The organism is Drancourtella sp. An12 (assembly GCF_002160935.1).
GTDB lineage: Bacteria > Bacillota > Clostridia > Lachnospirales > Lachnospiraceae > Sellimonas > Sellimonas catena.
Genome location: NZ_NFLO01000016.1, coordinates 57224 through 79758, shown reverse-complemented (window position 1 = coordinate 79758; position 22535 = coordinate 57224). Strand labels below are relative to the sequence as shown.

Here is a 22535-nt window from a genome sequence, read left to right as displayed (position 1 = left end):
GGACAGACTTGGATATCCATCCATGACTGCCCACTATCTGAAAGTACGTGTAAACTATTGAACCGCGTAGTACCGAACGGTACGCTACGTGGTGTGGAAGGGGAGGGTCAAATCTCCCCTATCCGATGAAGATCCGACATTTACATCAGGGGAAATTTCAGATAAAATATACTGTAGCAAAAGAAGAACTATGGAAAAGGAAAGAAGGGAAAAAGCTTGAAGGTAGCGGTTATCGGACACAGCGGCTGCGGAAAATCTACCATCGCGGCATGGATTGCCAAAAAGAGAAGGCTTCCGCTTCTTCATCTGGATAAGGTTCACTGGCTGCGCGGATGGATAGAACGTCCGAAAGAAGAGGAACAGAAAATAGTCAGGGAATTTCTTGACAGTCATGATTCCTGGGTGATTGACGGGAACTATCACAGTATGGAATACGAGCGCAGGATGCAGGAAGCGGACCGCATTCTTTTCCTTGATTTTCCAAGACTTGTCTGTCTTTACCGGGCATGGAAACGGGCAAGAAGGTATCGTGGAAAAACGAGATCCTCCATCACAGAAGGATGTACAGAGAAACTGGATCTGGAATTTGTTTTCTGGATTCTTTATCAGGGAAGAAGCGGGAAGGCAAAAATGGAGTATCAACGTGTGATGCGAAAGTATGGATCCAAAGTGGTGCGGATCACAAATCAGAGAGAACTGGACAGGGAGAAGCGAAGATGGATAAAGCATTAGATCAGCTGTTTGATTTTATCAGAGAGATTGACAAAGAAAAGTTTATCGGACGCCAGACGTATCTGACGGACGGTGAGAGAAAAGAAAATGATGCAGAACATGCATGGCACATGGCGATTATGGTACTGCTCTTAAGCGGATATTCCAATGAAAAAATCGATGTTCTCCGAACGATTTCGATGCTTCTGATTCATGATATTGTAGAAATTGATGCAGGAGACACCTACGCCTACGATGAAGAAGCCAAGAAGACGCAGAAAGAAAGAGAAGAAAAAGCGGCTGAGCGGATCTTCGGGCTGCTTCCGGAGGAACAGGGTAATTACCTGATGGAATTGTGGAAGGAATTTGAGGCAAGAGAAACACCGGAAGCAAAATTTGCGCGGACCATGGACAATCTTCAGCCGATGATGCTCAATGCGGCTACAGATGGGAAGGCATGGGTAGAGCACGAAGTGTCAATAGACCAGATTATGAAAAGAAATGCGCGGACGGGTGAGGGCGCTTCTGTGCTCTGGGAATATGCACAGAAGAACTGGCTGGAACCAAATCTGAAAAAAGGCCGGATAAAGCCGCAGAAAGATTTGTAGTTCCGGTAGAAGTACGTTATAATAAGTTAGCAGGAATTTTGCTTAGGAATGGAGAGATGAGGGAATGATTAGAACAAAGTTAAAGAGAATGCTTGCAGCATCTTTATGCGCAGCACTGTGTTTGTCATCTGTCCCGGTTTATGCCGGGGAAACTCCGAATGGGCAGACTGAAGTTCAGACAGATACCATGCAGGAAGACATGCAGCAGGACGGTACAGAAGAAGGAAGCAGTCTGAATAGTGAAACTTCGGAAGAGCCGGAAGAATCACAGGATATGACTTCCGGAGAGGAAGCACTGCCGGCAGAGTCGCAAGACGATGTTCAGGAAGAAACGATTTCGGAGACTCAGCCTTCAGACGAGACCAGGCCGGCTGCAGAGGAAACTCAGGAGCAGGAGAACAGTAATCCGGAAACAGCAGAAGAGGCTGCAAAAGCAGAAGCTCCGGAAGAACAGCAGACTAAAACGGCGGAGACTGAAAGAGCAGCGGGAGCACATGTAGTATACAGAACGCATGTACAGGATAAAGGCTGGCTGAAAGAAGCAGCAGACGGAGCTCTGGGCGGAACGGTCGGAGAGTACAAGCGTATGGAAGCGATCGAAATTAAGCTGGAAGGTGTATCGGGCGGCATTCAGTATCGTTCTCATATTCAGAAGTATGGATGGGAGAATGGATGGAAGGCAGACGGCGCTTTGAGCGGAACAGAAGGTGAGGCAAAGCGTCTGGAGGCAATTCAGATCCGGCTGACCGGGGAGGCTGCCGAACAGTATGATGTTTACTACCGTGTTCATGCGCAGGACTATGGCTGGCTTGGATGGACAAAGAACGGTGAAAATGCAGGAACATCCGGAAAGTCAAAACGTCTGGAAGCAATTCAGATCCAGCTTGTCGATAAAGGAGGAAAGGCACCAGGCACTACAGAAAATGCCTATGTGCATCCGCTTGTCAACTACAGTACCCATGTTCAGACGGCAGGATGGCAGAGTTCAGCAGCAGATGGGGCAGTCAGTGGAACAGTTGGAAAATACAGACGCCTGGAAGGAATCAAGATTCGCCTGGACAGTGAAGCTCCTTCTGGAAATATAGAGTACCGGACTCATATTCAGAATATCGGATGGGAAAAAGAATGGAAGTCTAATGGAACACTGAGCGGGACAACAGGGAAAGCACTTCGCCTGGAAGCTATACAGATCCGCTTAAGTGGAGAAATAGCCGAACAGTATGATGTGTATTACAGAGTCCATGCACAGAATTACGGCTGGCTTGACTGGGCGAAAAACGGAGAAAGCGCAGGAACTTCCGGTTTGAATCTCAGGCTGGAAGCAATTCAGATTCAGCTTGTGAAAAAGGGAGAAAAGGCTCCTGGAAAAACGGATACACCGTATGTGAAAATGATGATCCGCTATATGTCTCATGTACAGGATCTCGGCTGGGAGAATTATGTCAACGACGGGGCGATGAGCGGAACAAAGGGAAAAGCAAAACGCCTGGAAGCAATTAAAGTTCAGATCAATAATGCGGATGTTGCCGGAGAAGTAGAATACCGTACACATGTGCAGAATCTTGGCTGGGAAAATAAATGGACGAAAAATGGAGCTGTCAGTGGAAGTGTTGGGAAATCACTCCGTCTGGAAGCGCTTCAGATCCGGCTGACGGGAACCGTGTCAGATCAATATGATCTGTATTACAGAGTTCACGTGCAGGATTATGGCTGGCTTGACTGGGCAAAAAATGGAGAGATTGCCGGAACAACAGGATTATCCAAACGGATGGAAGCCATTGAAATTCAGATGGTAGAAAAAGGCGCGAAAGCACCCGGCTCGACAGACCATCCATACATTACAACCGGATGGGGAACGAAGATTGGACAGATTGGAGATTCCACATCAATTAATATAAGACCGAATAAGCTTGACCAGCTCAAAAAGTCCGGAAAGGCTACAAGTATAGAAGTAACCGCAGCAATGAAATATCGGGGGAATACTGTCCGTCAGGTAAAGAAAGAAGTGGATCTGAACAGTATATCATCCGCCGGATTCAACATGAATGTGGGCTACTACGGAAAGTATTATGTTTCAATTTCTTATAAAAAGAATGGGAAAATTATAGAAGCCGAAGAGCAGATCGCAGGCGTAAAGGCAGACGAATATAACCTGGCACCGGTTTCCGCATCCTTCCCGGTTGTATACTTTTCACTGTCCCTGTGGGATATTACCACTTCTCCGGAGACAGGAAAAACAATTCCAACGATTGTAATGCTGGACAGACCTTCAGCGTATAACTGGGATCAGCTTCCGGAAGGTGTTTATGGAATGCCTTATCTTACAGATGAACAGATGCAGAAGACATATAATTACAGCATGTATGCACAGTATGTCAAGGATTTGTATGAGGTAAGTCCGGATTCCAGGTTTAACCTGTATATTAATGATATTACCTGTACCCTGATTCATTCACTGATTTATGCAAACCGGATTCCGGATAAGCAATATACAATTACAATGATGTCGGATGGTTCCGGAACATTCAACATTATGAATAAGACTTATAATGTGTCAGATCCTTCCGCAAAACATCAGCAGCTGATTAATGAATGGAAGAGTGCAAAACAGGATGCCTACGAGACTGGAAAGGTTGCAACGGAATGGGGATGGCATAAGCGTTGGGACTGTATGTACGCAGTGCTTGCGTGCGAACCTGGAACCGAATGGTGGGTAGCACGAAACAATCTGTTCACCAGCGGGGATAATAATGCTTTTGCCGAGAAGATCAAAGCAGATGTGACAGTGAAAAATGTTAACACAATGCTCCAGGATCTTCAGGCAAAAGGCGAGGGAACCGTAAATGCCTTTAAAGCCTTGTATGATTTTAATGATGGATATTTTGCGGAATCCGAAATTCAGAATAAGAAATCCATGATGCTTTTAGGTACTTATGCATACAACGAAGAGACATTTGAAAACTATGCAAGACTGACAATGCTTTATTACGGGGATGAGTATGTTTATTATTACAAAGGTCATCCAAATACCCCGACCGGAATGTATCCGGCAAAACAGGAGCAGTTAGAGCGACTGGGAATGATTGACGTAGATTCCTCAGTGGCGGCAGAGCTGATTTTATTCTTCAATCCGGAAATCAGTATGTCCGGTTACAGTTCCAGTACATTTAACTCTGCATCCAGAGAAATGGCATGCGGGCTGTTCAGTTCGACGAAGTCAGAGGCGCTGGGTCAGGCAGGCAGCATCGACTATTCCGGAATTGACTGGTTTGCTTCCGTAATTGATCCGGATAATGTGGACAGCAGGATTGCAGCATTATGTCCGGATGGAGCAGACTGCTATCTGCTTGAGTTCTCGGATGAAATTTTAAGCAGGAGCAAATACGACATTGGAATTTTCAATGCAGATACTGGAGAGCTTACATACTACGGGCAGGATGCACAGGGAAACTACATAAAAGTTGCATCCGTAACAGAATAGGGAGGAAATGAACTATGAATGTAAAAAAGGTCATGAAAAGAATGACCGGAGTTATTTTAAGCCTGACAATGATAATGGGATCTTTTTCAGTACAGGCAGCTGATTCGTCCGTAAATACAACAGATACAGCTGTTTTATCAGAGCAGGCAGCTGAAAATCCGGCAGAAAGCGGGCAGGAGATTCTGATTGAATCCGAAGACAGTCAGGCAGAAGAGACGGTGGAACCTGCCGGGGAGACAGGTGACCAGTCCGTAGCGGATAAACAGGAAGAAACCGGAGAGACTGATTCGGACATCGATGTGCAGGAACCGGTGAAAAATACAGAAAACCAGACAGATACTGCTTCGGAATCAGAAGCAGTATCTGAAGAATCAGAAGCAGCGGAAGTGCCGCAGGTGCAGGCGGAGGAAACAGAAGAAGTCAGCACGCCGCATATCTTTTATCAGTCCCAGATTCAGACAGACGGCTGGCAGGATGAAGTACAGGACGGTGCTACAAGCGGAACGGTCGGAGAATACAAGCGAATGGAAACGCTCAAAATCCGTCTGGAGGATCAGTCTTACAAAGGCAGCGTAGAATACCGTTCCCATGTGCAGAATCTTGGATGGGAATCCGCATGGGCAAAAGACGGTGCTGCAAGCGGTACAGTTGGAAAAGGACTGCGGCTGGAGGCGGTTCAGATCCGTCTGACCGGAGAGATGGCACAGCATTATGATATTTACTACCGTGTTCATGCACAGGAGTTTGGCTGGCTTGGCTGGGCAAAGAATGGAGAAAGTGCCGGAACGGCAGCATTCAGTTACCGGCTGGAAGGTATTCAGATTGTTCTTGTGGAAAAGGGAGGCCAGGCACCGGGAAGTACGGCCGATGCATTCTGGCAGCGCCCGTCGGTTTATTACCAGTCTCATGTTCAGTCAATCGGCTGGCAGAAAGAAGTAAAGAACGGTGGCATCAGCGGAACCGTTGGACAGTACAAACGAATGGAGTCTGTAAAGCTTCGTCTGACAGATCAGGCATACAGCGGGAATATTGAATACCGTTCCCACATTCAGAATCTTGGATGGGAATCATCCTGGAAAGCAAACGGAGTTATGAGCGGAACGACTGCAAAGGCTCTCCGTCTGGAGGCAATTCAGATCCGTCTGACCGGAGAAATGGCACAGCGTTTTGATGTGTATTACCGGGTTCATGCGGAGCAGTTTGGATGGCTTGGCTGGGCGAAAAATGGCGAGAGTGCAGGGACAGCCGGATTTGGCTATCGGCTGGAGGGACTCCAGGTGGTACTGGTCGTAAAAGGAAAAGCGGCGCCGGGAAGTACAGCATCTGCATTCCATCAGCTTCCATCTGTATATTATCAGACACATGTACAGAATGACGGCTGGAAAAGCGAAGTGAAAGATGGGGGCACAGGTGGAACCGTCGGACAGTATAAACGCATGGAATCCATCAAAATCCGTCTGGCAAATCAGGATATTAGCGGAAATATTGAGTATCGTTCCCATATTCAGAATCTTGGGTGGGAGTCATCCTGGAAAAAGAATGGCGCTTTAAGCGGAACAACGGGAAAAAGTCTTCGCCTGGAAGCGATTCAGATTCGCTTGACAGGAAATATGGCAAAGTACTTTGACATTTATTACCGCGTTCATGCGCAGCAGTATGGCTGGCTCGGATGGGCAAAGAACGGTGCAAGCGCCGGTACCGAAGGATGCAGCTACCGCCTGGAGGCAGTACAGATCCGTCTGGTAAAGAAAGGAGCGGCAGCACCGGGTTCCACGTCACGTCCATTTGTGAAGAGTAAGAATGGATGGTACTACGAAAACGGATATAAGTATTATTATAAGTCCGGTGTCAGACAGACAGATATCCGTAATATCATCGGAAAGCAGTCCTCTTATCTGATCAAGATTAACAAACAGATGAGCTGCGTGACAGTTTATGCAAAAGATGGAAGCAGAGGATATATCATCCCGGTTGTGGCATTTGCTTGTTCACCGGGAGCAGGAACGCCGACCGGTACGTTCCATACCTCTGACAAATATCGCTGGCATGCGCTGTATGGGGCTCAGGGCCAATGGTGTACGAGAATTACAGGACACATCCTGTTCCATTCTCTTCCATACACACATTTCAACAACCGGACAATGATGCCGAATCAGTACAACAGACTTGGAACATGGGCATCTTCCGGATGTATCCGGCTGAGAGCCATTGACGCGAAATGGATTTATGACAACTGTGCTTCCGGCACAACAGTCACCATTTACAACAGTTCTGCAGCAGGACCGCTTGGAAAACCGGTATATGCGAAGATTCCGGCTTATCAGAACTGGGATCCGACCGACCCGACGATCTGATGATCCGTTGGTTGGGCAGAATGGAAAAGTAATACGAATAAGAAAGAGGGATACGGTTCAAAGACCATATCCCTCTTCTGCTAAAGCTGATTTTCTACAAGCTGTGAGAGCGGAGCAAAGTGATAGCCCATTTCTTCCCATTTGGTCAGCAGTTCATCCAGAATCTGCGCGTTGGTGGAAGACGTGTTGTGGAGAAGAACGACTGCGCCGGGATGAATACGTCCGAGCAGCTTTTCAAATGCTTCTTCTCTGGTGGGCTGGTCGTCTTCGTACCAGTCTACGTAGGCGAGACTCCAGAAAAAGGTAGAGTATCCCAGCTCTTTTGCCATCTGTAGATTTGCGGTACTGAATTTCCCCTGCGGAGGTCGATAATACGGACTCATTTTCTGTCCGGTTGTCTCTTCAAAAAGAGATTCTACGCTTTCCAGTTCTTCGCGGAAAGCGCCTTCTGTAGAGATGGCGGACATATCCGGATGATGCCACGTATGATTTCCGACTGTATGCCCTTCTTTGACCATCCGTTTTACGATGTCCGGATTGTCACGAAGAAAGGTGCCTACAATAAAAAAAGCCGCGGGAGCGTCATGCTTTTTCAGGGCATCAAGGATTGCTTCCGTATTTCCGTTTTCATATCCGCAGTCAAAAGTCAGGTAGATGACTTTTTCATCCGTATCTTCACAGTACGCGGCATTCAGAGCGGAGAGCTCGGAAATATCGGCATTGCCGACGGGACGTTCTCCTTCGTTTGGAAAGCTTAATCCCCAGTTCCCGGAGGCTTCGGCAGACGTCTCCCGGGCCGGGGCTTCCCGGAAGGAGGAAATAAGAAATCCGACGCCGGTTCCGGCGCAGTAGGCTGCTACAAAAAGCAGGAGAAGAAGCAATGCTTTTTTTAATTCAGGAGCATGTTTCATAGGTTTGATTCCCGAAAATATTGTTGGTTTCAGTGTATGATGAATTAAAAGAAAATAGAAGCAGGCTCAGAAAAGGAAAAGAGAAAGGAATACACGAACATGAAATATTATCTTGCTCCCCTGGAAGGGATCACAGATCATATCTATAGAAGAACATATCATAAGCTGTTTGAACCGATGGATAAATATTTTATCCCTTTTCTTACGCCAAATGAGAATGGAAAACTGTCCAAACGGCAGCGACAGGACGTACTTCCGGAAAATAATGAAGGAATGTATGCGGTTCCACAGATCCTGACAAATAAAACAGAAGAATTCCTGAGCGCAGAGGCGTATCTTGGCAGCCTTGGATATGAGGAGATCAATCTGAATCTGGGTTGCCCTTCCCGCTGTGTGGTGTCGAAAGGAAGGGGAGCAGGATTTCTGGCAGATCCGGACGGTCTGCACAGATTTCTGGATGAAATTTTTGAAAAATCCAATATCCGGATTTCCATTAAAAGCAGAATCGGAGTGAGGGATGTGGAGGAGTTCGGAGCACTGCTGGATTTGTATAATCGGTATCCGCTCGAGGAGCTGATTCTCCATCCACGTACCGGGAAAGAATTTTATAAAGGCAGCCCGCACCGAGAAGTTTACCGGTATGCAATGAAGGAAAGCAGACATCCATTATGTTATAATGGCGATCTTTTTACGAAAGAACAGTACGAAGACTGGGAGAAGAAATTTCCACAAAGCGATGCGGTGATGCTTGGGAGAGGAATACTTGGCGATCCGCTTTTGTTATCTAAAATTAAACAAAACCACAGGCCGGCCCATACCTGGATGGAGCTTCAGTATGAGCTTTATCTCGCATATCAGAAAGAAATCCAGGAGGAGCGGCATGTGCTGTCGAGACTGAAAGAATTCTGGACATACCGTGCATTGGTACACCGGGAAGAACGGGAAATGATTCAGAAGATTTACAGAACAAATACGTTGAAAGAATATGCGGAGCTTCTGCATTTTGAATAGAAGATGATCAGAAAAAAAGGAGGAAGACAGGATGCGGACTATGAGATTAAAGAAAAGAGAGATTCGGGACAAAGAGGTTTTAAGAGACCTGATTGACGGATGCAGTGTTGTACGAATCGGCGCGGCGGATGAAGAAGGAATGTTTATTGTGCCGGTGAATTATGGATATGAATTACTGGAGAAAGAAGACGGGACACTTGACTGGAAACTGTATTTTCATTCCGCGGCTCAGGGGAGGAAAGCAGAGGCTTTTGCAAAAGAGCCGGTAGCAGCGCTGGAACTTGACCGGGAAGGCGGGGTGATCCGGGGAGATTACACCTGTTCCTATTCATATGCCTACCAGAGTATTATGGGGACGGGAAAGATCAGAAAGATGGAGTCGGAGAGCGAAAAGCGTTACGGCTTCGAAAAGATTATGGAGCATCTGGCACCGGAGGCAGAATTAAAATTTGATGAAAATCTGCTGAAAGCGGCGGATGTGTACTGCATTGAGGTCCTTTCTTTTACCGGGAAGGAGAGAAAGGCACAGTAGCTTTTGGAAACAGATGGTGTATAGGATTGGAGACTGCCGCATATATTGCTAGAAAAGCAAGGTGTGCGGCAGCATGATGGGAAGCAGACGAAGAGACCAGACCAGGCAGGAAGAGACACGAGGGGACGTGATCCGCAAAAAGATCGCGGAGACTGCAGATGCACCAAAAGACGTGATCATGGGGCTTCCGCTGATCCATCTGACCGGACAGTGTGAAATCTGTATAGAAAATTATAGAGGGATTCTGGAATATACGGAGGAACTGATCCGTGTGAAAACAAAATCCGGAACGATCCGGATTATCGGAAAAAGAATGTGCATAGAATACTATATGAACGATGAGATGAAAATTACCGGGAAGATTTGGAAGGTAGAGTTTGAAAAGAAGGAGGATGCACATTGCTGACACGGATCCTGCGGTATGTGAAAGGGTATGTCCGGATACGGATCACCGGATATTCTCCTGAACGATTTCTGAATCTGTGCAAATACAAAAAGATTCCGGTCTGGGGACTGTTGCCGGGCCGCAATTTTTATGACATGAATATTACAATAGCCGGCATGAAGAAACTAAAACCGATTCTCAGAAAAACCGGCACGAATTTACGAATCATAGAGAAAATCGGACTTCCTTTTTTCCTTTTCCGGCACCGCAAAAGGAAGATTTTTTTTGCCGGAGCAGCGGGCTGCGTTCTGCTCGTATATATCCTTTCCCTTTTTATATGGAATATTGAGATCAACGGAAATCATGTCCGGACGGATGAGACCATTCTGGCTTTTTTAAGAAAACAGGATGTGCATTGCGGAATGCCGGCTTCTTCTGTGGACTGTGCCGGGATTGCACGGATGATCCGGAAAGAGTACGATGATGTCATCTGGGTGTCGGCATCTCTGAAGGGCAGTAAAATCCAGATTGACATTAAGGAAAACAGTGATTCCAGAGAGATTGAGGAAGAGGAAATGACAGAGGAAGGAACCGATCTCATCGCTGAAAAGGACGGCGTGATCAAAGAGATTGTCACCAGGTCCGGTGTTCCGATGGTTCATGCCGGAGATGAAGTAAAAACCGGAGATATTCTTGTTTCGGGACGTGTGGAGATCAAAAATGACAGTCAGGAAGTCGTAGGATATCAGTACCAGAATGCGGATGCGGATATCCGGATGGAGACAAAAGAAGCATATGAAGATACGCTGGATTTATCCTATACGGTAAAGAGATATGAAAAACGAAAGAAACATCAGGTGTTCTTACGTTTCTCGGATAAAGAATACGTTCTGGGACAGAAAGTTGAAGCAGGGGAGAAAAAAGAAATCTTTTCGTTTGAGATCCTTCCTCAGTTTTCAAAAAGCTTTCCTCTCCCGTTTTCATTTGGCGTCCGGGAGGAGAAACAGTACCGGGAAGTGAAGAAAACCTATACAAAAAAGGAATGTCAGGAGATTCTAAGCAGAGAATTTGAACGCTTCTGCAAGGATTTAAGAAAAAAAGGGGTTCAAATTCTGGAGAATGATGTTAAAATATACAAGGACACGCAAAGTGCAAAAGCAAAAGGAACACTGATTCTTCTGGAATCATGCGGAAAGGAAAGAAAGACAGAACATGGGAATCTTGGAGAGAACAATGCAGATACCAGCTGAGCATGAGGCAAATGTGTTCGGTCAGCTGGATGCCTACGCAAAGAAAATTGAACGCACGTTCCATGTGACTTTGATCGAGAGAAACGGCGAGATCAAAATCATGGGTGAAGAGGGAAGGACCAGAAAAGCAGAAGAGATTCTGGAAAAGCTGCTGGAGCTGTCCCGGCGGGGAAATGTGATCACAGAACAAAATGTAGACTATCTCATTTCATTGGCTATGGAAGATGATGAAAAGGGCGATGTTCTGGAAATAGATAAAGAGGTTGTCGCATATACAGTTCAGGGGAAGCCTGTCAAGGCGAAGACTCTGGGGCAGAAAAACTACGTGGATGCAATAAAAAAGGATATGATTGTCTTTGGACTTGGACCGGCCGGTACGGGGAAGACCTACCTCGCAATGGCAATGGCAATCTCAGCATTCAAAAATAATGAAGTGGGAAGGATCATTCTGACCCGTCCGGCAATCGAGGCGGGGGAGAAACTTGGATTTCTTCCGGGAGATCTGCAGAGCAAAATCGATCCGTACCTGCGGCCGCTCTATGATGCGCTTTATCAGATCATGGGGGCAGAGAGCTTTGTAAAGAATTCAGAGAAAGGACTCATTGAAGTGGCTCCGCTTGCCTATATGAGAGGACGTACACTTGACAATGCGTTTATCATTCTGGATGAGGCGCAGAATACAACGCCGGCCCAGATGAAAATGTTCCTGACACGGATCGGGTTCGGATCAAAGGTTGTTATTACCGGTGACGAGACACAAAAGGATCTGCCGTCCGGACAGACTTCCGGCCTTGATGTGGCAGTCAAAGTTGTAAACGGACTGGAAGGGATCAGCGTCTGCCGCCTGACCAGCAGGGACGTTGTAAGACATCCGCTTGTTCAGAAAATCGTAAAGGCATATGAGAATTACGAGAAAAAAGAAGAGAGCGGAAAGCGTGGAAACAGAAGAAAAAGTATAAGACACAGAGGTTGATATGACGATATATTTAGAAGAAGAATCAGAAATCAGACTTCCGGTAGACTGCCGGAAAACAGCAGAGCAGGTGGTGGAGGAAACTCTTGATTATGAGGGGTTCCCATATGAAGCGGAAGTAGAAATCCTGCTCACCGATAATGAATCAATCCGGGAAATGAACCGGGAACAGAGAGGAATTGACCGGCCGACAGACGTACTGTCTTTCCCGATGATTGATTATGAAAAAGCGGGAGAATTCGATTTTCTGGAAGAGCGCCCGGACTGCTTTCATCCGGAAACCGGGGAAGCACTTCTTGGAGATATTGTGATTTCAAAGGAAAAAGTACTCTCACAGGCAGAGGAATACGGACATTCTCCTTTGCGGGAGTACGCCTTTTTGATTGCGCACAGCATGCTTCATCTGCTCGGGTATGACCATATGGAAGAGCAGGAGAGGCTTGTTATGGAAAAGAAGCAAAATGAAATCCTGGAACGCCTGGGAATTACCAGGTCAGGAACTGCAAAAGACGAAACGAAATAGCGGGGTGTTTTATGGATAAAAAGAAAAATGGAAATGAATTTCTGGTACAGGGAGGAATCCTTGCTGCAGCTGGAATGATTTCCAGAATCATAGGAATGATCTACCGGATCCCACTTCTTAACATCATGGGGACGACCGGTCAGGGATTTTACGAGGTGGCATATCAGATTTACAGTATTACGCTGATTCTCACCTCTTACAGTATGCCGCTTGCGGTTTCCAAGCTGGTTTCCGCAAGACTTTCCAAAAATCAGGAAAAGAATGCGTTCCGGATTTTTAAATCGGCATTATTGTTGACATTAGTGGTAAGTGGAGTTGTCAGTCTGATTATTTTCTTTGGAGCAGATGTTCTTGCAGGCGGGGTTATGAAGATGAGCATGAGTGCCTACGCGCTCCGGGTTCTGGCACCTGGACTTGTCATTGTCTCCGTGATGGGAGTTTTAAGAGGATTTTTCCAAGGGCGCGGATCCATGGTGCCGACAGCGGTATCACAGATTCTGGAGCAGGTTGTTCATGCGATTGTCAGTATCATCGGGGCATATATTCTGCTTCAGTACGGAAAAACCGTAGGCTCTGAGCAAAGAGATGATCTTTACGGGCCGGCTTTTTCAGCTGCAGGTGCTACACTTGGCGTTATTGCCGGAGGATTGATCGCACTGATTTTCCTTGTGCTGATTTTCTATGCGTATCGCGGAAAACTGCGGAATAAAATCAGACGGGACAAAACCGTGGAGGTGGAGAGCTTCGGATTTATTTTCAAAGTGCTGATTCTTACGATCGCACCGGTTATTTTAAGCTCTACCGTATACAATATTCAGAATGTGATTGACAGCGCCATGTTCAGCAGCATTATGTCCGCACAGGGATTTTCAGAGGAGCATTGCGCGGATCTGCTTGGAAGTCTGGGACAGTACTATACGCTGTTTAACGTGCCGCTTTTCATGGCTAATGCGCTCGGTTCATCGATTGTACCGCCGCTTGTACGTGCATACGAGAACGGAAACCGGGAGCAGGTGCATCAGAAGATTGAGATGGCAATGCGCGTAACCATGCTGATTGCAGTGCCAAGTGCAGTTGCGTTTATCGTAATACCAAAGCCGATGCTGGATCTGATCTGGGGATCTATTGATAATACAGTGGCAGCAAATCTGTTCCGGATCGGTGCAATTTCGATCATTTTCTATGCGGCATCTACTCTGACCAATGCAGTGCTGCAGGGAGTCAACAAGATGATGTCACCGGTGAAAAATGCGGCGACTTCCCTTGTGATTCATGTTGTTTCCCTGTTTATCATGCTTGTATTTTTCCACTGGAGCATTTATGCAGTTGTTGCAAGTAAGGTGATCTTTGGTCTTGCCATGTGCATCTTAAATTCACATGATCTTCGGGAAGCGGTCGGATACGTACAGGAAAAGAAACGGACCTTTGTATACCCGGCAGTAGCTGCTGTCATTATGGGGGTCGTTGTTTTCGTACTTCAGTTTGTACTGGCTCTTGTGATCAGTGATGCTGTTGCAACGGTCATTTCGATTGTGGCTGGAGTCTGCATCTATGCGGTCAGCCTCCTTGCAATCGGCGGACTGACAGAAGCGGAGATTCTTGCACTTCCGAAGGGCGCGAAAATTGCGGCAGTTCTGCAGAAAGCACATTTGTTAAAATAGAGGTGCACGAGATGAAACGAGTGTTATTGATCCATGATCTGTGCTCGGTCGGGAAAGCGGCCATGATGAATATGATTCCGGTTTTAAGTGTTATGGGAATGGAGGTATGTCCGCTTCCGACCATGCTGCTGTCAACCCATACCGGAGGATTCGGCAGGCCGGAAATGCTTCCGGTACCGGGGACGTATCTGGAAGAAAGCCTTAAACATTTTCAGAGAGAACAGATCCAGTTTGACTGTATTTTTGTCGGGTATCTGGGAAATACGGAAATGGCACAGACCGTTTCCGGACTTCTGGAGATGGATTGCAGGCCGTTGGTGATTCTGGATCCGATTATGGGGGATCACGGAAAATATTATTCTAATTTTGATGAAACATATAAGGAAGCCCTGCTTCCCCTTCTTGGGAAAGCGGATCTTCTGCTTCCGAATCTGACGGAAGCGGCCTTTTTGAGCGGAATTCCCTATTCCGAATGTCAGTCGGAAGAAGGACTGGGAAAAGTTGTGGAGAAACTTCGGAAAATGGGAATGAAAGACGGTGTCATTACCGGAACAAAAGCAAGAGAAGATGAGATCGGCATGGCGGTTCTGGAAGGAAATAACATCAAAATCTGCAAAGAACCGGAGATTCCGTATCATTCTCATGGTACCGGGGATCTGTTTGACGCGGTACTATGCGGAGCTCTCCTTGGCGGCGTTTCGCTTGAGGCTTCTGCGCGGAAGGCCCATGCATTTGTTGCGGACTGCTTAAGGGCGAAAGCAGTGGAAGCGGGCGAAGAACGCGCAGGACTTCCGTTTGAACGTCTTCTGGGAAAACTTGTATAAATTTCAGCGAGAAGGCAGATACTGTATAAAAAAGGAGTGTGCTTCTATGAAAAAATACAGTATCGGACTTTTCGTCCTTTTTCTCGGCTGCGTTGCGCTGATCGGCGCGGCTTATCAGTTTAGCTTTCAGTATTCAAAAAGACAGGCAGAAGAGGAAGCAAGACTGAAACAGGAAATCATGAAATCTGTAAAAGAAGAAGAGGAGGACGTCGTGGCGGCGGAAGGTGATGTCAGTAAAGGGGAAGTTTTTTACCTTATGGATCTGAACGGATTTGTCGCCGTATATAGATCAGATAAAGAAACGATTTATGAATATACCAATATTGTTGTAGAAGATCTGCCTGAAGATATTAGGCAGGAAATTCAGGAGGGAAAGGAAATCCGGACAGTGGAAAAACTGTACGGATTTCTGGAAAATTATTCCAGTTGACGGGAAAGGTACAAAAAGATGAAAGAAGAAAAAATCAGAAGAATTAATGAGCTATACCATAAGTCAAAAGCAGAGGGGCTGACTGAGGAGGAGAAGAAAGAGCAGAAAATTCTGCGTCAGGAATACATCGAATCATTTCGTGAAAATCTCAGAGGACAGCTGAACAATATTTCAATCAAAGAAAAAGACGGTACGATTGTTAATCTTGGTGAAAAATATGGAAAAAAAAGAAATCAGAAAAAAGGTTCTTGATAGGAGAGACAGGATACCGGAAGAACAGCGAAGAGAAAAAAGTATCCGGATTGCAAAAAGGCTTTGCGGGATGCCCTGTTTTGCAGGGGCGTCCTCTATTTTAATTTACCGCCATTTCCGGTCTGAAGCAGAGACTACTCTTTTGATGGAACAGGCCTGGAAGACGGGAAAGAGAGTCTATTGTCCCCGTGTGGAAGGAAAGACAATGGAGTTTTTTCTGGTCCGGACATGGGAAGATTTTGAACAGGGATGTTTTGGAATCGAGGAACCGGGAGCGGAGTGCCCTGCCTTTGAAGAAGACCCACAGGAGCAGGCGCTTGTGATTCTTCCAGGAGCGGCTTTTGACAGGAACCGAAACCGGATCGGTTATGGAGGCGGGTTTTACGACCGGTATCTGGCAAACCATCCGGGCCTTGAGACTGCGGCAGTCTGCTTTGAAGAGCAGATTGTGGAACAGATACCCGCCGGACCGTATGATATCCGGCCACGGATCATAGTTACCGATCAGCATTGTTACGAATAAGAAAAGGATGTGAGAGATGATGGCAGACCTGCCAAAAGATCCAGTGATGCTTCTTGGAACCATAAATATGAAACTGCGGGATTTTTATCCGACTCTGGATGCGCTGTGCGAAGATCTTCAAGTTGGAAAAGACTGGATTTGCAGCACGCTTTCCGGAATCGACTATGAGTACGATCCGAAGCGGAATCAATTTGTATAAGAAAGCAAAAGGAAGACTGCAAAATAGGCAGTCTTTTTTCTTGCTTTTTTGCGGAGGGCATGCTATACTTTAGACATTTCTAACAGGGGCAGATCATTGCCCTGATCTATTTTTCTATATTTATCTATTTGAGACCGAGACGAATTCTGTTTCGGAATCCCGAAGAAAAGAAAACTTCATGTTCAGAGGGGGTGAGGCCGTTGATTGTCTGATCATATTTTGTGCAGCCAGTAGATATGACATGGAGGAAATACTATGAGAAAAAAAAGAATATGGAAACACATCACGGTCATTGCATTGGCAGTGGCTGCAGCAACTGCTGCGATTGGCGGGATTTCCGCGTATTTTACGGATACCCAGGAGAAAACCAATACATTGACTGTAGGAAGTGTAAAAACAGATCTGGAGGAGCCGGAGTGGGAAGATGTTCCATCGGACGAAAAAACAGATATTACACCGAACCAGACGATCAAAAAGGATCCGAGAATCACCAATACCGGAGCGAATGATGCGTACGCATTTCTGGAAATTCAGGTTCCGGTGAAAAAGATTATTACGGTAGGTCCAGACGGGAAAAAGCTGCCGGCAGCAGATACAGAGCTCTTTACTTATAAAGTAAATGACGGATGGGTACAAGTCCGGAGCTCCGATATTACCACATCGGGGAAGGTGACGGCAAGAAGCTATGTTTACGCCTATGGAACAAAAACCCAGTGTACGGTTCTGAAGAAAGGAGAGACGACGACTCCACTTTTTGACAGTGTTACTCTGGTCAATGCCATTGAGGGGCAGATTGACGAAGAAACGCTGAATATTCCGGTGAAAAGCTACGCAATTCAGGCGGAACACATTGGAGAGTCCAAAGTACCTTCAGACGTATTCCAGATTTACATGAAACAGAACCAGTAAACAGAAGGGGAGATTACAATGAGAAAAAGAAAACGAACTCCCTGTGGCCGGGCTCTGGCGGTTTTGGTGCTGACCGGAATAGTGGTACAGTTGATTCATATGCCGGAAGTGTCAGCTTATTTCGCGGACCGCAATGAAAAGAACAATGTACTTCAGGTCGGTGATAATACATCTACGATTGAAGAGAAATTCGATCCGCCGGATACGGTCACCCCGGATACAACTTACAACAAAACCGTTTCTGTCAGAAATCAGACCGACACGCCATGTTACGTCCGGGTTTTTGTAGAGAAAGATCAGTCGGAGATCCCGCTGTCCATTGCGTTTGACACGAAACACTGGACGGAAAAACAGGCGGACGGCTATTATTACTACCGGACAGTTCTGGAAGGAAAGAAAAAGACAGAACCGCTCTTTACCAGCGTAACAACCGGAAAGACTGAAGAGACATTTCGGATTCTGATTTATGAGGAGACAGTACAGGCGCAGGGATTTCAGACGCCCCAGGAAGCATTTGCTTCCATCCGGGGAGAACAGGAGAGTGGTGTATGAAAAAGAGCAGATGGAAAAAGGGACTGGTTCTGGCATTGTTGCTGGCCTGTACAGGAACAGTCAATGTAAGGAGTGCAGGTCATGTCAGTGCGCTGGAGGCGGCAGAACAGGCCGGTTCACCGATTACAGTGAAACAGTACGGGGAGGAGGAAGATTCCAGCTTTTCCTTCCGACTGAAAAGGACTGAACATACAACCTGTACCTGGAAAGATACGAGTGGAATCGCCGATCCGCAGCTGATTCATCAGACAGGAAACGGAATTGAACGGTGGGGACAGATGGTGACCAGCGATGCTCAGAAGGGAAAGATTTCCTGCTATCTGACGAATATGGGAAGTTACAAAGGGAAAAATACGAATCTCAGGATCACCTTTACGGACTGGCCGTCTTACCGGACAGAGTCGGGGGAACGGTATTATCCGGTTCTCGGGGTCTCACTTTCTCTTACGACAGATTTTTACGGCCTGATCTTCAGCGATATCTGGTATGAGGCAAAGATGGAGATTCTGGATGATCAGGGACGTCCCCTTGCCGTCAATATGACTTACCGGGCGGATGATCTGGATTTCGGACAGATCTTCGGCGTGAAAAAAAGTGATGCCATATCCGGACTTGCGGTTCCGGAAGACAGCCGGGTATATTATATCGACCGGGATGGATTTTACTATTTTTATGCGGACAATATTGCTTCCAATGAATACGAAAAAGACAGTGTACAGGTACAGTACAAAAATGCTTCTGCATTTACCCTTCGTGTTGGCGGCGGTGTCGCATTTCCGGACAGCTTTACCTATACCAGGTATGTGTCGGAAAAAGTAAAGAAAGATTACGAACGTTTTCGGGATCATCTGGTCGGAGAATCAAGTGTAGAAGAATCAACGAATGCGGGAGCAATACTTGGATGGATTGCAGGTTCCGCAAGAGGATATGGTCCGTTTACTCCGCCGGTTCCGGTAAAGAGCGTAGACCGGACAGAAGTCCATGGAGAGGACTCGTTTACATACCGGATTAATTTTAAAGTGCCGGAATGTCAGCCGGCTGACTACTATCAGAGTCTGGTTCTGACAGATCCGATGCCGGAGGCTTTGACGGTGGAGAAAGTCGTTGTATATGATGCGGACAATCAGCAGGATGTCAGCACAAAATTTCATATCCAGATAACAAAAGGGACATCGGATCAGGTGAAAGTATCTGCAAGAGATACGTCCTCCGCATGGATCTATGGTCGAAGTTTTGAAATACGCATTCAGGTTCATAAGCGGCCGGAGTACATCTTCGGGAAATCCAATGTGGTATCCAACAAAGCCGGGCTGAGCGTAGATCAGAAAACACCGAAAGAAACAGAGCAGGTCAAGACATCCTTCTATTATCAAATCACAACGGAAGCGAAGAATGGTTCGATTACCGCTTCCAATCTGAAAGTTCCCGCGGGAGGAACGATGCAGGTCACCTATTCTCCTCTTCCGGGATACTATCTGAAGTCGGTTACCGTCGATCAGAAAGAAACCGATAAAAATCAGCACATTTCGGGTTATTCTTTTACAAAAGTCAATGCAGATCATCATATCCGGGTCGTATACGAAAAAAATCCCGTGCTTACAATCACAAAAGAAGTAAAAGGAAAATGGGACGAATTTGGAACTCCTGTCTTTTTATTCCAGATCACGGGAACAGATTATAACGGAATCAGCCGGACGTATTATGAGGCGCTGGAAATTCCGGAACAGTTTAAAGAAGACGGTGTTTACAGGAAGTCCTTTATCATGCAGATCCCTGCCGGGATCTGGACGGTCCGGGAAATTCCGGTTTCCAGATACCGGATGACAGGAATTAAAGAGGTGGAAAATGGAAGCATCGAGGGCAGTACAGTCAGGCTGGACACAAAGGATCACGATACGGCAAAGGCAACATTCTGCAACGAACTGGTGAATTATGGAGATTTCAGCCACAATGATCTTGAGATCAATGTATTTGGAAAGCAGGTGGGAAGGTGAAAAAAAGAAGGCAACTTGCAGTGATGGCTGCCATCTGGATGCTTGGCGGTATTCATGCGGCGGCAGCGGAACAAGAGGCTTCTGTGACAACGGATATCCAGTCCGGCGGGGTCAGCATCCGGATGAACCGGTACGGTGACGCTGAAAAAAAGCAGGAATGGGAAGATGTCGAAGACATTCTGCCGGGGCAGGAGATTCCCATGATTACAGAGATTGAGAACCTGGGGGAAGACTGTTTTATCCGTTACCGTATAAGGGCGGAAGCAGAAAGTAAGCGGGAAATACCTTCCGCTTCTTTTCGGGGCCTGCCGGATGACTGTGTGCAAAAGGGAGAGTATTTTTATGATACGAAAATTTTAGAACACGGTGAAAAGGAGGAGCTGTTTACTGCGTTTATGCTTCCGGAAACATGGGAGCAGGAAGAGGAGGATGAAATCCGTATTTATGTGACAGCCGATGCGATTCAAAGCCGAAATTTCACACCGGATTTTGAATCGGAAAATCCATGGGGAGATACGAGAGTCCAGAAAGTTTCGGAAGAGGAAAAAGAAAACCAGCTTCGTGTAGCGGTACCTCAAAAAGGGCTCTGTCGTGTTGTAGTGGAAGGGGACCGGATTATCACCGTACCGGACAGCTTCTTTTCGGAACTGGGAACGGTCGTTCCCGGAGATACGGTTCAGGGAGAAATTCAGATTGAAAACGGGTGTGAGCAGACAGAAGCGGTATACTGGAAACTGGATTCGGAGGAGCAAACCCTGTTAAATCCGGTGGAACTCAAAATAGAAAAGAGCAGCGGTGCAATTTTGTATCAGGGAACCATTCAGGAATACCAGACAGATCAGTTTGCCCTGCTTGGGCGTTATTCACCGGAGGAGAAAGACAGTCTGATGTTCACGCTTCATTTCCCGGAAGAGATGGATAATCTCTATCGGCTTCTGAATGGTCAGATGACATGGACATTCCGGGCAGTTTCCGAGACACAGGAGGCAGACTTCCTGCAGGAGGAGCGGCGGGAAACCGTGAAAACCGGAGAAGAAAGCCATTTGTTTCTGCTGTTGCTGCTGATGGGATCAGCCTGTCTGGTTCTCCTCCTGATCAGAAAGAGGAGAGCTGATGAATAAGTGGTTCCGAAGGCTGGATACCATTCTGATTCTGTGTGCGGCATGCTATGTTCTTCTGTTCGCCTGCCCGACCACATTTGGAATCCTGCCTGTCCGGGTATTATCCGGCTCCATGGCACCTGAGATTCTGGAAGGGGATATGGCCTATATCCGACAATGTAAGGAGAATGCTGTCGTGCCTGGTGATGTGATTGCCTTTCGGACGGAGAATGATCAGCTGGTGCTGCACCGCCTGATTGAAAAGACATCCGAAGGGCTCGTTACAAAGGGAGATGCCAATGAACACGAGGATTTCAGCATGGCAGATCCCGCAAACGTAGTTGGAACACTTTTATTCTGTCTCCCTAAAGGAGCGGTCTGGTATGAAAAGATCACTTCGTGGAAAACACTTGGAATCCTGCTTTTTTACAGCGGAATCCGCATGATAACAATAGTTCACCAGAAATTTTGACGGCAGATTTTCGGTTCCTGCTGTTGTTCTCCTTCAAACTGCGGTATAATAACCGAAAAGTGTAAAATGAAATGATTGAAACAAAAATAGAATGATGTGCCTGATGGTCAGGAGAAAGAGGGAAGAATATGCAGGACTACATACTGGAAATCTGTGCAGACTCGGCAGAGTCTGCGATAGCGGCCGAAAAAGGCGGGGCCACAAGGCTGGAACTTTGCCAGAATCTGATTATCGGAGGGACAACGCCGGGCCCGAAACTCTTTAAGATAGTACGACACGCAGTGGAGATCCCGGTTCATGTGCTGATCCGACCAAGATTCGGTGACTTTTGTTACTCGGACTATGAGATGGAGCAAATAAAAGAGGAAATCAAAATGTTCCGGGAACTGGGAGCGGATGGAGTTGTCATCGGTGTGCTGAGCTCGGACGGAAGCATTGACCGGGAAAGGATGGAAAGACTTCTGGAAGAGCGGGGAGACATGTCGGTGACACTTCATCGGGCTTTTGATGTCTGCCGGGATCCGTTGAAATCACTTCAGACGGCAAAAGATCTTGGAATCCAGACGATTCTGACGTCCGGACAAAAGGACAGCTGCATGGAAGGAGCAGATCTTTTACGGGAACTTCAAAAAGAGAGTCGGGGTGAGATCCAGATTCAGGCAGGCGGAGGAGTGACACCGGAGAACCTGGAAGCACTTTTCTATCAGACCGGAATCCGGACATGGCATATGTCGGCGAAAACCGGAATTGAGAGCCGGATGGAATACCGGAATCCGGACGTTCATATGGGGATTGCGGATATCAGTGAATATAAGCTGTTCCAGACATCCGAAGAAAAGGTACGTCAGGCTATAGATATTCTAAAGCGGCTGTAGGAAAG

The 22535-nt window shown here is 46.7% G+C and carries 23 protein-coding genes; 22 read left to right on the top strand and 1 reads right to left on the bottom strand.

Features of this window, described 5'->3' with window-relative positions:
- Window positions 1-216: 216 nt before the first annotated feature.
- The 4 genes from B5E64_RS13205 to B5E64_RS13190 all read left to right on the top strand — a co-directional run bounded on the left by B5E64_RS13205 (window position 217) and on the right by B5E64_RS13190 (window position 7154).
- Window positions 217-732 carry a hypothetical protein gene (locus B5E64_RS13205; RefSeq protein WP_087168937.1) on the top strand — a complete coding sequence of 172 codons (516 nt, stop codon included), beginning with the start codon at window positions 217-219 and terminating at the stop codon, window positions 730-732.
- Window positions 717-1319: an HD domain-containing protein gene (locus B5E64_RS13200; protein ID WP_087168936.1), complete on the top strand. Its 603-nt coding sequence runs from the start codon at window positions 717-719 to the stop codon at window positions 1317-1319. The genes B5E64_RS13205 and B5E64_RS13200 overlap by 16 nt, the downstream gene beginning before the upstream one ends.
- A gap of 64 nt (window positions 1320-1383) precedes the next feature.
- Window positions 1384-4800: a hypothetical protein gene (locus B5E64_RS13195; protein WP_087168935.1), complete on the top strand. Its 3417-nt coding sequence runs from the start codon at window positions 1384-1386 to the stop codon at window positions 4798-4800.
- Between the two features lie 14 nt (window positions 4801-4814).
- The gene (locus B5E64_RS13190; RefSeq protein ID WP_087168934.1) at window positions 4815-7154 is read left to right on the top strand and encodes a L,D-transpeptidase family protein; all 2340 of its coding nucleotides are present in this window, start codon (window positions 4815-4817) and stop codon (window positions 7152-7154) included.
- An 80-nt stretch (window positions 7155-7234) separates the two neighbouring features.
- Here the strand turns inward: B5E64_RS13190 and B5E64_RS13185 are convergent, their stop codons facing one another.
- Window positions 7235-8065: a polysaccharide deacetylase family protein gene (locus tag B5E64_RS13185; protein WP_087168933.1), complete on the bottom strand. Its 831-nt coding sequence runs from the start codon at window positions 8063-8065 to the stop codon at window positions 7235-7237.
- A 99-nt stretch (window positions 8066-8164) separates the two neighbouring features.
- On the opposite strand from B5E64_RS13185, the gene B5E64_RS13180 reads away from it, so the two are divergent.
- From B5E64_RS13180 to B5E64_RS13095, 18 genes are all read left to right on the top strand, one after another.
- Window positions 8165-9076, top strand: coding sequence for a tRNA-dihydrouridine synthase family protein (locus B5E64_RS13180; RefSeq protein WP_087168932.1), 912 nt, complete (start codon window positions 8165-8167; stop codon window positions 9074-9076).
- Between the two features lie 40 nt (window positions 9077-9116).
- The gene (locus B5E64_RS13175) at window positions 9117-9608 is read left to right on the top strand and encodes a pyridoxamine 5'-phosphate oxidase family protein (protein ID WP_242960199.1); all 492 of its coding nucleotides are present in this window, start codon (window positions 9117-9119) and stop codon (window positions 9606-9608) included.
- Window positions 9609-9681: 73 nt separating this feature from the next.
- Entirely contained in the window at window positions 9682-10014 is a 333-nt protein-coding gene (yqfC, locus tag B5E64_RS13170) for a sporulation protein YqfC (protein ID WP_242960197.1), read from the top strand.
- Window positions 10008-11243: a sporulation protein YqfD gene (locus B5E64_RS13165; RefSeq protein WP_087168930.1), complete on the top strand. Its 1236-nt coding sequence runs from the start codon at window positions 10008-10010 to the stop codon at window positions 11241-11243. The genes yqfC and B5E64_RS13165 overlap by 7 nt, the downstream gene beginning before the upstream one ends.
- Window positions 11206-12216, top strand: coding sequence for a PhoH family protein (locus B5E64_RS13160; RefSeq protein WP_087168929.1), 1011 nt, complete (start codon window positions 11206-11208; stop codon window positions 12214-12216). Before B5E64_RS13165 ends, B5E64_RS13160 begins: the two co-directional genes overlap by 38 nt.
- A 1-nt stretch (window position 12217) precedes the next feature.
- A complete protein-coding gene (ybeY, locus tag B5E64_RS13155) occupies window positions 12218-12739 on the top strand; it encodes an rRNA maturation RNase YbeY (RefSeq protein ID WP_087168928.1) in 522 nt (173 codons plus the stop codon).
- An 11-nt stretch (window positions 12740-12750) separates the two neighbouring features.
- A complete protein-coding gene (locus B5E64_RS13150) occupies window positions 12751-14400 on the top strand; it encodes a polysaccharide biosynthesis protein (protein ID WP_087168927.1) in 1650 nt (549 codons plus the stop codon).
- A gap of 11 nt (window positions 14401-14411) precedes the next feature.
- Window positions 14412-15224, top strand: coding sequence for a pyridoxamine kinase (locus B5E64_RS13145; RefSeq protein WP_087168926.1), 813 nt, complete (start codon window positions 14412-14414; stop codon window positions 15222-15224).
- Between the two features lie 46 nt (window positions 15225-15270).
- On the top strand, window positions 15271-15654 hold the full coding sequence (locus tag B5E64_RS13140; protein ID WP_087168925.1) for a hypothetical protein: 384 nt from the start codon (window positions 15271-15273) through the stop codon (window positions 15652-15654).
- Between the two features lie 18 nt (window positions 15655-15672).
- Window positions 15673-15906 carry a DUF896 domain-containing protein gene (locus B5E64_RS13135; protein ID WP_087168924.1) on the top strand — a complete coding sequence of 78 codons (234 nt, stop codon included), beginning with the start codon at window positions 15673-15675 and terminating at the stop codon, window positions 15904-15906.
- Entirely contained in the window at window positions 15872-16429 is a 558-nt protein-coding gene (locus B5E64_RS13130) for a 5-formyltetrahydrofolate cyclo-ligase (RefSeq protein ID WP_087168923.1), read from the top strand. The genes B5E64_RS13135 and B5E64_RS13130 overlap by 35 nt, the downstream gene beginning before the upstream one ends.
- A gap of 19 nt (window positions 16430-16448) precedes the next feature.
- Window positions 16449-16628: a DUF4250 domain-containing protein gene (locus B5E64_RS13125; RefSeq protein ID WP_087168941.1), complete on the top strand. Its 180-nt coding sequence runs from the start codon at window positions 16449-16451 to the stop codon at window positions 16626-16628.
- A gap of 255 nt (window positions 16629-16883) precedes the next feature.
- A complete protein-coding gene (locus tag B5E64_RS13120; RefSeq protein WP_087168922.1) occupies window positions 16884-17537 on the top strand; it encodes a TasA family protein in 654 nt (217 codons plus the stop codon).
- An 18-nt stretch (window positions 17538-17555) separates the two neighbouring features.
- Window positions 17556-18089 carry a hypothetical protein gene (locus B5E64_RS13115; protein WP_087168921.1) on the top strand — a complete coding sequence of 178 codons (534 nt, stop codon included), beginning with the start codon at window positions 17556-17558 and terminating at the stop codon, window positions 18087-18089.
- Window positions 18086-20083, top strand: coding sequence for an isopeptide-forming domain-containing fimbrial protein (locus B5E64_RS13110; RefSeq protein ID WP_087168920.1), 1998 nt, complete (start codon window positions 18086-18088; stop codon window positions 20081-20083). Before B5E64_RS13115 ends, B5E64_RS13110 begins: the two co-directional genes overlap by 4 nt.
- The gene (locus tag B5E64_RS13105) at window positions 20080-21204 is read left to right on the top strand and encodes a hypothetical protein (RefSeq protein ID WP_087168919.1); all 1125 of its coding nucleotides are present in this window, start codon (window positions 20080-20082) and stop codon (window positions 21202-21204) included. Before B5E64_RS13110 ends, B5E64_RS13105 begins: the two co-directional genes overlap by 4 nt.
- Window positions 21197-21655 carry a signal peptidase I gene (locus B5E64_RS13100; protein WP_087168918.1) on the top strand — a complete coding sequence of 153 codons (459 nt, stop codon included), beginning with the start codon at window positions 21197-21199 and terminating at the stop codon, window positions 21653-21655. The genes B5E64_RS13105 and B5E64_RS13100 overlap by 8 nt, the downstream gene beginning before the upstream one ends.
- A 128-nt stretch (window positions 21656-21783) precedes the next feature.
- On the top strand, window positions 21784-22530 hold the full coding sequence (locus tag B5E64_RS13095) for a copper homeostasis protein CutC (RefSeq protein ID WP_087168917.1): 747 nt from the start codon (window positions 21784-21786) through the stop codon (window positions 22528-22530).
- Window positions 22531-22535: the final 5 nt, after the last annotated feature.